9 protein-coding genes and 1 rRNA gene are annotated in these 12146 nt (G+C 38.9%); 5 read left to right on the forward strand and 5 right to left on the reverse strand.

What is annotated here, in order from left to right; genetic code table 11:
* Positions 1-49 precede the first annotated feature (49 nt).
* The 3 genes from iclR to H1225_RS14060 all read left to right on the forward strand — a co-directional run bounded on the left by iclR (position 50) and on the right by H1225_RS14060 (position 3768).
* Positions 50-886 carry a glyoxylate bypass operon transcriptional repressor IclR gene (gene iclR, locus H1225_RS14050; protein WP_109400135.1) on the forward strand — a complete coding sequence of 279 codons (837 nt, stop codon included), beginning with the start codon at positions 50-52 and terminating at the stop codon, positions 884-886.
* 305 nt (positions 887-1191) lie between these two features.
* Positions 1192-3048, forward strand: coding sequence for a phosphogluconate dehydratase (edd, locus tag H1225_RS14055; protein ID WP_239739202.1), 1857 nt, complete (start codon positions 1192-1194; stop codon positions 3046-3048).
* A 78-nt stretch (positions 3049-3126) separates the two neighbouring features.
* Positions 3127-3768, forward strand: a complete 642-nt coding sequence (locus tag H1225_RS14060; RefSeq protein ID WP_161724115.1) for a bifunctional 4-hydroxy-2-oxoglutarate aldolase/2-dehydro-3-deoxy-phosphogluconate aldolase — start codon at positions 3127-3129, stop codon at positions 3766-3768.
* Between the two features lie 74 nt (positions 3769-3842).
* On the opposite strand, the gene aceK is transcribed toward H1225_RS14060, so the two are convergent.
* From aceK to aceB, 3 genes are all read right to left on the reverse strand, one after another.
* Positions 3843-5558 carry a bifunctional isocitrate dehydrogenase kinase/phosphatase gene (gene aceK, locus H1225_RS14065; RefSeq protein WP_161724042.1) on the reverse strand — a complete coding sequence of 572 codons (1716 nt, stop codon included), beginning with the start codon at positions 5556-5558 and terminating at the stop codon, positions 3843-3845.
* A 76-nt stretch (positions 5559-5634) separates the two neighbouring features.
* Positions 5635-6942 carry an isocitrate lyase gene (gene aceA / locus H1225_RS14070; RefSeq protein WP_072065199.1) on the reverse strand — a complete coding sequence of 436 codons (1308 nt, stop codon included), beginning with the start codon at positions 6940-6942 and terminating at the stop codon, positions 5635-5637.
* Positions 6943-7011: 69 nt separating this feature from the next.
* Complete coding sequence (gene aceB / locus H1225_RS14075) at positions 7012-8604, reverse strand: malate synthase A (RefSeq protein ID WP_161724040.1); 1593 nt, start codon at positions 8602-8604, stop codon at positions 7012-7014.
* A gap of 338 nt (positions 8605-8942) precedes the next feature.
* On the opposite strand from aceB, the gene metA reads away from it, so the two are divergent.
* Positions 8943-9872: a homoserine O-acetyltransferase MetA gene (gene metA, locus H1225_RS14080; protein ID WP_115065753.1), complete on the forward strand. Its 930-nt coding sequence runs from the start codon at positions 8943-8945 to the stop codon at positions 9870-9872.
* Between the two features lie 56 nt (positions 9873-9928).
* On the opposite strand, the gene H1225_RS14085 is transcribed toward metA, so the two are convergent.
* Positions 9929-11032 (reverse strand): glycerol dehydrogenase, encoded by a 1104-nt coding sequence (locus H1225_RS14085; protein WP_072065201.1) that lies wholly within the window; start codon positions 11030-11032, stop codon positions 9929-9931.
* Positions 11033-11351: 319 nt separating this feature from the next.
* Between H1225_RS14085 and idi the strand changes: the two genes are divergently transcribed.
* Positions 11352-11888 carry an isopentenyl-diphosphate Delta-isomerase gene (gene idi / locus H1225_RS14090; protein ID WP_109848129.1) on the forward strand — a complete coding sequence of 179 codons (537 nt, stop codon included), beginning with the start codon at positions 11352-11354 and terminating at the stop codon, positions 11886-11888.
* A gap of 114 nt (positions 11889-12002) precedes the next feature.
* Here the strand turns inward: idi and rrf are convergent.
* Positions 12003-12118, reverse strand: a 5S ribosomal RNA gene (gene rrf / locus H1225_RS14095).
* Between the last annotated feature and the right edge of the window lie 28 nt (positions 12119-12146).

A 12146-nucleotide genomic window follows, 5' to 3' on the forward strand; every position in this document is an offset into this window, starting at 1 on the left:
GATAGTTCATAATAGATACTAATATGGATAGCATTTCTGGAGTGTATACATGACAGTTTCCCCTACAAATAAAAAAGTGCGTAAGACGAAAACAACTGCCACTCAAAGCACTACACAAGGAGGCCCCGTTCAGTCATTAAGTCGAGGACTGACATTATTGGAATATATTTCCGAATCTCCGGGTGGTATTGCCCTAACTGATCTCGCCTTTCAAGCTGGATTACCTAATTCCACAACACACCGCTTACTCACGACACTTCAGCAACATGGTTTTGTCCGTCAAGTTGGCGATTTAGGATTGTGGGTTGTTGGTACACACGCCTTTATTGTTGGCAGTAGCTTTCTACAAACTCGTAATCTTTTAGTCATGGTGCATCCTATTTTGCGTCAGTTGATGGAAGATTCTGGTGAAACCGTCAATCTGGCTATTCTTGACCAAATTGAATTTGATGCCGTGATTGTCGATCAAGTGCAATGTAATGCGCTAATGAGAATGTCGGCGCCTATTGGCGGTAAATTACCGATGCACGCATCCGGTGCAGGTAAAGCGTTCCTTTCTACGTTGCCAGAAAATAAATTACTGCCTTTGCTCCAGAAAAAAGGCTTAATGGCTTATACACCTCACACCCGAACACTCCCTTCTTCACTAAAAGAAAACTTAGAGCAAGCCCGTAAACAAGGTTTTTCTTTCGATGATGAAGAGCATGCTTTAGGCTTACGCTGTATTGGTGCTTGTATTTATGATGAACACCACCAGCCTTTTGCAGCAATTTCACTTTCAGGCCCGGTTTCTAGAATGACTGATTCACGTATCACTGAATTAGGCGCAATGGTTATCAAAGCAGCAAAACAAATTAGCCGTGAATATGGTGGGGTAAAAAGCTGATCCTCTCTTTCACCTTCCTCATTACCAAACAATGAGGAAGGAACTCCTTAATTAAACCGATTCAGCTTTTTAAAAAGACAGAGTTTCGGCTTTATATTCGTTAAATATTAAAAAACTGTTATTTATCACCTAAAAAAATTGATGTTGATCACAGATGTTGTTTAAGACGCATTAAGAGTATTGCAACTCTTCTTGTTACCCGTAACAATGTTACCGGTAACAAATACTATAGCTAAATTCAAATACTCTCTTTTCATAGCCAATAGTAACGCTCATCACTCTGTGTGAATAAAGGAAGCATCATTATGACCCCTAAAAACCATGACCCAATTCAGAACGACTTTGTTCCGCTTAATGAGACAGTAAAACAGGTGACTGAGCGCATTATTGCTCGCTCACATGTAACTCGTCGTGCTTATCTGAAAAAAATCGAAGCCGCAAAAAGCCAAACTGTACATCGTGCTCAATTGGCTTGTGGTAATTTGGCTCATGGTTTCGCTGCTTGTCAGGCTGACGACAAAAATCGCCTGAAAAATATGGTTCATAATGATATTGCCATTATCACGGCTTACAATGATATGTTGTCTGCTCATCAGCCATATGAAAATTATCCTCAAAAAATTAAAAAAGCATTACATGCTGTTGGTGCTGTAGGACAAGTAGCAGGCGGTGTTCCGGCAATGTGCGACGGAGTCACTCAGGGACAAGATGGTATGGAGTTATCGCTCCTGAGTCGTGATGTGATTGCAATGTCAGCGGCAGTTGGTTTATCCCATAATATGTTTGATGGGGCACTCTATTTAGGGATCTGCGATAAAATTGTTCCCGGACTGACGATGGCAGCGCTCTCTTTTGGTCATCTTCCTGCGATTTTTGTTCCAGCAGGCCCTATGACTAGCGGTTTACCCAATAAAGAAAAAGTCCGTATTCGCCAACTCTATGCTGAAGGTAAAGTAGATCGCCATGCTTTATTAGAAGCCGAAGCAGCGTCTTACCATAGCATTGGTACCTGCACCTTTTACGGTACAGCGAACTCAAATCAGATGGTCATGGAAATGATGGGATTACATCTACCTGGCGCTTCTTTTGTCCATCCAAATACACCATTGCGTGATGCATTAACAGATGCTGCGGCAAGTCAGATTGTACGATTGACAGAAAACTCAGGTAATTATCTTCCTATCGGTCAGTTAGTTGATGAAAAAGTCATTGTTAATGGCATTATTGCGCTACTCACAACAGGTGGTTCAACTAACCTCACTATGCACTTAGTCGCCATGGCACGCGCAGCTGGCATTATCATTAATTGGGATGATTTCTCTGAACTTTCGCAAGTTGTGCCACTTATTGCTCGTATTTATCCTAATGGCCCTGCCGATATCAATCAGTTTCAAGCAGCAGGTGGTATTGCACTGATTATTCGTGAACTACTGAAAAAAGGCTTAATTCATCGTGATGTCAATACTGTTGCAGGGTTTGGCATTGAGCGTTATACCTTAGAACCTTGGTTAAATGAGGGTAAACTGGATTGGCGCGAAGGTACAACGAGCTCTTTAGATAAAGATGTCATTGCTGATATCAATACACCATTCTCATCCCATGGTGGTACACAAGTGATGCAGGGTAATTTAGGTCGAGCTGTAATGAAAACTTCTGCCGTACCTGATGAAAATAAAATTATTGAAGCCCCTGCTGTGGTGTTTAATAGCCAACATGATATTGCCGCTAAATTTGAAACCGGTGAGCTAAATAAAGATTGTGTGGTTGTTGTGCGTTATCAAGGACCGCAAGCTAACGGTATGCCTGAATTGCATAAACTGATGCCACCTTTAGGTGTATTAATGGATAAAGGTTATAAAGTAGCATTAGTGACAGATGGTCGACTTTCAGGGGCTTCAGGTAAAGTTCCCGCTGCAATTCATGTTACACCAGAGGCTGTAAATAGCGGTTTATTAGCCAAAGTACGTGATGGTGATATCATTCGTGTTAATGGTAAAACAGGTGAGTTAACACTCCTTGTTGATGAACAAACACTCAATGCTCGCCAAGATAAGATGCCTGATTTAAGTGCGAACGATATAGGCTGTGGCCGTGAACTGTTTGTGAATTTGCGTCGTCATTTATCCGGAGCTGAACAAGGTGCTTGTTGTATTGATTTTTAATGGCAACAAGTTTTAATGCCTAACGAGGAGCAGATTTAATTCATTTGCTCACCATTTTCTAATTAGGAAATACAAATGATGAATCATTGGAATACAAGTGCAGAGTCTGTACTAAAATCAGGGCCTGTTGTTCCTGTTATTGTTATCAACCATATTGATGATGCAGTCCCTGTTGCAAAAGCATTAGTCGCCGGTGGTGTAAAAGTTTTAGAAGTCACATTACGTACAGATTGCGCGATTGAAGCTATTCGACGTATTGCGAAAGAAGTCCCAGAAGCCATTGTGGGTGCAGGAACCGTGATTAATCCACAACAGTTAGCACAAGTTACTGAAGCAGGCGCTCAATTTGCTATTAGCCCAGGGTTAACAGAAGCGCTACTCAAAGCTGCGGTGGCTGGAACAATCCCTTTAATTCCGGGTATTTCAACAGTTTCTGAGCTAATGCTCGGTATGAGTTATGGCTTAAATGAATTTAAATTTTTCCCAGCAGAAGCGAATGGTGGGGTAAAGGCTTTAAAAGCAATTGCAGGACCATTCTCAACAATTCGCTTCTGCCCAACTGGTGGCATCTCGCCAGAAAACTATCGTAATTACCTTGCACTTGAGAGCGTGCTTTGTATTGGTGGTTCTTGGTTAGTGCCTAATGATGCGGTGAAAGCAGGTGATTTCCAGCGTATTACTGAATTAGCGAAAGAAGCCGTTGCAGGGGCAACGCATTAATTTGATGATTTAAATTCAATAAAGATAGGTTCTTTCCTTTGCGCCTATCTTTTATTTCTATTCATATTTTTTGCTTACTTTGCCTGATATGCAAATCGCTTAGTTTGAGAATAAGCGTACACATCTTCAATATAGCCATCTTTAATTTTTTGCTGTCGTTGTTGCCAATATTCGGGTGATAAAAGCTCACGATGTTGCGCTTCAAAATAGTGGCAAACTCGCTTATCACTACATAGAAAATAGCGAAATTCTTCTGGAAAAACATCATTGAGTGCAACGCTATACCAAGGCTCACTCGCTAATTCATCTTCAGGGTAACGAGCAGGAGGGATCGCACGAAAATTCATATCTGTCATATAACTAATTTCATCATAGTCATAGAAAATCACACGATGATGTCGAGTCACACCAAAGTTTTTAAACAGCATATCACCGGGAAAAATATTCGCAGCAATAAGCTCTTTCAACGCTTGTCCATAATCTTCAACAACAGCCTTAAGTTGATTATCATCGCACTGCTCCATATAGATATTGAGTGGTATCATCCTCCGTTCCATATAAAGATGGCGGATCAGTAGCTTATCACCTAGATCTTCCAATTTATTGGGGATCTCCTGTTCAAAGACAGCCATTAACTCAGGGCTAATTCTTTTCTTCTCGATTATAAAATTCTCAAACTCTTGGGTATCTGCCATTCGTCCAACACGATCGTGCTCTTTAACCAATTGATAGCATTCTTTTACACGCTCCGCCGTGATCGTTTTTTGTGGTGCAAACTTATCTTTGATCACTTTAAAAACACGATCATAAGTTGGTAATGTAAATACCAACATCACCATACCCTTTACACCAGGAGCTTCAATAAATTGCTCTGATGAAAAATTCATAAAGGCAAGGTATTCACGATAGTATTCTGTTTTACCGTGTTTTTGACACCCTATCGACATATAAAGCTCAGCAATAGATTTGCTCGGTAATATATCTCTTAACCATGCGACTAATGCCGCAGGAAATGGCGCATAAACCATAAAATAAGAACGGGCAAAACCAAAGACAATACTGGCTTCATCTGCGGTTATCAAACAAGTATCAATCAACAATTGTTGTTCAATATTATGAATAGGTAATAGAAACGGAATATATTGATTATCAATAACAATTTTACCTATCAGCCAAGCAGCTTTATTGCGATAAAAGAGTTCATTTGCGATATGAAATACTGCGCTCTGTAATTGTTCCGAAGAGAACTGAGCGGTAAGTACATTACAAATAGAGTGAATATCGCGTTGCTTATTTTGCCACGGCAATCGTAAAGGTAAGCGTGATAAAATATCTTGCAGTAATGCGGATAAATCACTTTGAATAACAAACTGCTTTGATAACGGTCGAGGCGCTTGTGTAAAGCGATAAGCTGGCTGTGATGAAAAAACAAAGAGGTTTTTTTTATTCAATTCACGATGGTAAAACAGACGACAATAAACAGAATTAAAAAAACTCTCTGCAATCTCAAATCGAGGGTAATTGGGCAATAATTGCGTATAGTTCTCTTTCACCTTTTGTAGAAAAAGACTATCTTTATCAATGTCATGTCGAATACATTTAAGTTGCTCTACCACTAATCCAACATGATTATCATATAAACGGATGCGCTCTTTCATCGCGATTTGCACACCATGCCAATCCGCTTGCTCAAAACGATATTGAGCTCCTGACGTTATCTCAAGGAAACGACCATATTGAGCATCAAAGCCTTGTAAAATTGTTTGAGCAATTAAATCTTCTGGCGTCATAGCAACCTCACGAAAAAGAGGAGCATCCTGCTCCTGAATTATCACCACAAAAACAGATAATAATATTTTTGGATCTTTAGAATTGCTGCTCTTCTGTTGAGCCTGTTAGTGCCGTCACTGAAGACATACCACCTTGAATAATCGTCGTGACTTTATCAAAATACCCTGTTCCCACCTCTTGTTGATGTGATGAGAAGGTATAGCCTTGATTAAGTGCAGCAAATTCTTTTTCTTGTACTTTTTCAACGTAATGCTTCATACCCTCACCTTTAGCGTAGTCATGTGCTAAATCAAACATGTTAAACCACATGCTATGAATGCCCGCTAAAGTAATAAATTGGAATTTATATCCCATTGCAGAAAGCTCATCTTGGAAATGCGCAATCGTGCGATCATCAAGATTTTTTTTCCAGTTAAAAGAAGGAGAACAGTTATAAGCCAGCATTTTCCCTGGGTATTTATCGTGAATAGCTTCAGCAAACTTAGCTGCCATTTTCAGATCAGGTAGCGATGTTTCACACCACACCAGATCGGCATAAGGCGCATAAGCAAGCCCTCGGCTAATGGCTTGATCAATACCAGCATGAGTACAGAAAAAACCTTCAGGTGTGCGTTCTCCAGTTAAGAACGAACTATCATAAGGATCGCAGTCTGAAGTTAAGAGATCGGCGGCATCGGCATCCGTTCTTGCAACAAGTAATGTAGGCACATCAGACACATCTGCGGCTAAACGTGCAGCAACCAGCTTTTGGACAGCTTCTTGGGTTGGAACTAAGACTTTTCCCCCCATATGACCGCATTTTTTCACTGCGGCTAACTGATCTTCAAAGTGAACACCGGCTGCTCCCGCTTCAATCATCGCCTTCATTAATTCAAAGGCATTTAATACGCCACCAAAGCCAGCTTCTGCATCAGCCACAATAGGAAGGAAAAAATCAATATAATCTTTATGTTGAGGACCAATGCCATTTGACCACTGAATTTGATCTGCACGTCTAAAGGTATTATTAATACGTTGGACAACATTAGGAACAGAATCAACTGGATATAGCGACTGATCAGGGTACATGCTTGCAGCCGTGTTTGCATCAGCAGCGACTTGCCACCCTGAAAGATAAACAGCTTCTAATCCTGCTTTTGCTTGTTGCAATGCTTGCCCACCCGTTAAAGCACCCAATGCATTAACATAGCCTTTCTTCGATTTTCCATTTAATGATGACCAAAGCCTTTGAGCGCCACGTCGTGCTAAGGTATGTTCTGGGTTAACCGAACCTCTTAATTTAATAACATCTTCAGCGCTATAAGGACGGGTAATACCTTTCCAGCGGGGTTGTTCCCACTCTTTCTCTAATTGGGCGATTTGCTCTGATCTACTAATAGTCATAAAAACAGCTCCTATAAATACGGTAGTGATGATGTTTGCAGTTTATAAATACGTTGTGACGTATCTTTTTTAATTTAAAAGTTGGTAACCCGGTAAAGTCAGAAAATCGACTAATTCATCTTGGGTTGTGATCTTATCCATTAAAGAAGCCGCTTCTTTAAAACGCCCTTCTTCAAAACGAGTATCACCGACTTCTTGGCGTATCACCTCAAGCTCTTCTTTCAACATGTTACGAAAGAGATCTTTAGTCACAATTTGCCCATCAGACAGTGTTTTTTGATGGCGGATCCATTGCCAAATAGAAGTACGCGATATTTCTGCCGTTGCGGCATCTTCCATTAATCCATAGATAGGTACGCAACCATTACCCGAAATCCACGCTTCGATATATTGCACGGCAACACGAATATTAGCTCTCATGCCCTTTTCTGTACGTTCACCTGTACAAGGTGCTAATAACATTTCTGCCGTTATTTTTTCATTACGTTGCACATCGAGCTGATTAGAGCGAGCTCCCAATACCGCATCAAAAGCAGATAATACCGTTTCAGCAAGGCCTGGATGAGCAATCCAAGTGCCATCATGGCCATTTGTTGCTTCAAGTTCTTTATCATCAAATACTTTTTTCAAAATAATGCCGTTTTGCTCAGGATCTCGACTTGGAATAAACGCCGACATTCCGCCCATAGCAAAAGCACCTCGCTTATGGCAAGTCTGGATCAGTAAACGCGAATAAGCACTTAAGAAAGGTTGAGTCATCGTGATCCCCTGTCTATCAGGTAAGACACGATCAGGATAATTTTTTAATGTCTTGATATAGCTAAAAATATAATCCCAACGGCCACAGTTAAGTCCAACGATATGCTCTTTCATATGAAAGAGAATTTCTTCCATTTGGAAAACAGCGGGTAAAGTTTCAATTAATACCGTGGCTTTAATGGTTCCTGTTGCTAAACCAAAGCGCTTTTCAGTGAAATGAAAAACATCGCTCCACCATTTAGCCTCTTGCCATGTTTGCAATTTAGGAATGTAAAAATAAGGGCCACTCCCTTTTTCTAATAGGGCTTTGTGGTTATGGTAAAAATACAAAGCAAAATCAAATAATCCCCCTGCAATAGGCTCCCCTTTCCATAGCACATGCTTCTCGGGCAGGTGGAGTCCTCTTACTCTGGCAATCAATACTGCCGGTGACGCTTTAAGTTGATAGCATTTACCTTGTTCATTGGTATAAGAAATAGTGCCTTTAACGGCATCACGCAGATTAATTTGACCATCAATCACTTTGTCCCATGTAGGTGCTAAGGAATCTTCAAAGTCCGCCATAAAGACTTTTACATTCGCATTTAATGCATTGATAACCATTTTGCGATCAACGGGCCCTGTTATTTCAACACGACGGTCTTGAAGATCTTTAGGTATGGGATTAACTTTCCACTCTGAGTTTATAATGGAATCTGATTCCGAAATAAAATTAGGAAGTTCACCATTATCAACTCTGTTTTTCCAGTTATCTCTTTCAGCTAATAAAGTATGGCGTCTATCTGAAAAGTGATTTAACAAGTCAGTTAAAAACAACTTAACATCATGATTTAATATCTCTTTTTCCTGTTTACCAAAAGATTGCGTAAAATTTAGTTCTTCTTTAGTTAACGATTGTGACATTCTGCATTCCCCTAAAAGCGTTTACACACCTGATTAAGATTAATGCAGTTTTTACAAAAATCAAAAATGAATTCCATTTTTATTTAAATAATTTTTAACAATGTGATTACATCGTTGTTTTTTTATTGTACAAAAATCAGAATTACAAAATAATTCGAGAGCTCTGGAAGAGATCGATAATAGACAGAGAAAAGGAATGTTAATGTTTGATAATTTTGGCTATATAGCTTTTTCTTATATGAATATTCTTCATATACAACATGAAGACCTCGACATTCAAAAGGTTATTAGCTAAATTTGGGCTTCTAGATGTCTAGATGTTTTTAGAGGTTATTAAAATGCCAATTAGAGTACCCGATGAGCTACCCGCAGTCAGTTGTTTACAAAAAGAGAATGTCTTTGTTATGACATCCAGTAGAGCGAGTATTCAAGATATTCGCCCTTTAAAAGTGCTTATCCTTAATTTAATGCCAAAGAAAATAGAAACAGAAAATCAATTTCTGCGATTACTTTCTAATAGCCCTCTTCAAATTGATATTCAATTATTACGTATTGACTCTCGTATACCTAAAAATACCCCAGTAGAGCATCTCGATACTTTCTACTGCGATTTTGACCAAATTAAAGAACAAAATTTCGATGGACTTATCGTCACTGGCGCACCATTAGGGCTAGTCGAATTTAAAGATGTGGCTTATTGGAATGAAATAAAAGAAGTAATTACATGGGCTAAAGAGCATGTCACTTCTACACTCTTTATTTGCTGGGCGGCTCAAGCTGGATTGAATATCTTATACGGCCTGCCTAAATACACGCTAGAACAAAAAATTTCAGGCGTATATAATCATAACACTTGCTCACCATTTTCACTGTTAACTCGCGGATTTGATGAAACTTTCTTTGCGCCACATTCTCGTTATGCAGGTTTTCCTATCGACCTTATTCAAAATAATACTGATTTAGAGATCCTCGCGACTTCAGAAGAAGCTGGCGCTTATTTGTTTGCATCAAAAGATAAAAGAGTTGTCTTTGCAACTGGGCACCCAGAATACGATCCCAATACACTAGCAGATGAATATCATCGTGATGTTAAAGCAGGGCTAGATCCTCAATTACCAGAAAATTATTTTCCTAATAATGATCCAAGAAAAAAACCTATCGCTTCTTGGCGTAGTCATGGGCATTTATTGTTTTCAAATTGGTTGAATTACTATGTTTATCAGATAACACCATTCGATCTTGCCCACATGAATCCAACCTTGGATTAAAGAAAAACCCCAAAATAAATTTGGGGTTTTAAGATAATCATTTGCCAAGCTAAGAATTATTTATAGCGATGAGCTAATGCGTTAGCCGCGATCATTGCGTTATAAACATCATCTTCAGTAACTTTCATTGGCATATTGCCCATGGTATCACCTTCAGCACAGGCAATTTTCGCCACAGTACGCCATTCGCTTTCAATAAATTCTTTCATACCCATATCTTCAAGTGTCAGTGGTAATTCTGCCGCTTTAATAATACGGATCACTTCATCAATTTCTTCTTGTGGTGCATTTTCTAACACTAATTGAGTTAATAAACCGAATACTACTTTTTCACCATGTTGAACACGGTGTAAAGACTCAACCGCTGACATACCATTATTTACTGCATGAGCAGCAGCTAAGCCACCGGCTTCAGCACCAACACCACTCAGGTAGATTGTTGCTTCAATAGTTTGCTCTAATGCAGGAGTGGTAATTTTATGGCGAATAGCGTCCATTGCTTTATCAATGTTTTCACTTAACATTTCAAAGCAAAGCTGTGCTAAGCCAAGACCTGTACGTGATGGACGTTGATTGACCAAATTTAAGCCGTCTGCTTGATAGCAAGCACGAGCTTCAAAGTAAGTCGCTAGGGCATCACCAACACCTGCTGAGAAAAAGCGTTGTGGGGCAGATGCAATAATAGCGGTATCTGCAATAACAACGTCCGGGTTTTGTGGCAAGAATAAATATTTATCAAACTCACCATTTTCTTTGTATAACACAGACAATGCAGTACAAGGCGCGTCAGTTGAAGCGATAGTTGGGAATAAAATAACAGGAATGTGCTGATAATAAGCAACGGCTTTAGACACATCTAATGTCTTACCTCCCCCAATACCAATAATCACGTTCGCTTTATTTTCAACCGCAATTTTACCGAGGCGATTAACTTCTGCCTCAGTACATTCGTAATTAAATTTTTCAACCAGTGAAACAATGTTATTTTCTTTTAGAGAAGGAATGGCTTCTTTAGTTACTTTTTCTAAAAAAAACTCATCACTAATAATAAATGCGTTATCACCAAAATCTTTTACATATTTACCGACAGAAGACAGTAATTGGCTGCCAATAAAGAATTTTTTTGGTGAGGTTACAGAGCGAGGTAATATAGATGACATAACTAAATTCCTTTATTTTAGATTTTGCTACACACAATAGCAGAATTAGTATTTCATATTACCTCTCATCATAATATGAATCTAGTAAACTCTCTAATAATCATTATCTAAATCATTTTCGTTAATTATTTTTAATTTATATAAAACAAATAGTTATTTTACATTTTTTGAAAAACAGATTATCTACGTATTTATTACGATAATAAAGGCATCATCACGGTGATGCCATAAAAAGAACAACACAATGAATCGTTATTTGATATACAGTCATGCTATATTCACGATATAACAATATATTATTTTATTAAGGTGATTTCTTGTGGAAGACGCTGTTATTCTCGTAGATAAAAATGATAATGAGCTGGGAACGATGCCAAAGCTTGAAGCTCATATTGTAGGCGCCTTACATCGAGCCTTCTCAATATTTATTTTTAATTCAAAAAAGCAATTACTTATTCAACAACGTGCAATATCCAAATACCACTCCGGTGGTTTATGGGCAAATACATGTTGTAGTCACCCTCTTCCAAACGAATTACTTTCAGATGCTATTAATCGTCGTTTAAATGAAGAATTAGGCATGAAATGTGATATGCAATCTATTGGAACTATTCTGTATAACGAAAAAGTGACTGATGATCTTATAGAACATGAGTTTGATCATCTATTTCTTGGATTTAGTAACGAATTACCCCAGAGTAATCCAGATGAAGTGATGAATTACCGCTGGATCTCCCTCGATTCTCTTTATCAAGATATTGAAGAGAATGCACAAAATTACAGTGTTTGGTTTCGTTATATATTAAATCGAATGGGAATTGAGCAATTTTCTCGTTGGAGCCAAGGTATTATTTAGCAATTATCTTATTAACAACCTAAATATAGAATAAATGGCTCATTTTTTGAGATTTAAAACCCCCCAAACGCAAAAAAGCCAACCCATTGGGTTGGCTTTCTCGTCTTAATTAATGCCTGGCAGTTCCCTACTCTCACATGGGGAGACCCCACACTACCATCGGCGCTACAACGTTTCACTTCTGAGTTCGGCATGGGATCAGGTGGGACCGTTGCGCTATGGCCGCCAAGCAGAATTCTTCAAATTCTTTAATTATTC

This window comes from Proteus penneri (assembly GCF_022369495.1).
GTDB lineage: Bacteria > Pseudomonadota > Gammaproteobacteria > Enterobacterales > Enterobacteriaceae > Proteus > Proteus penneri.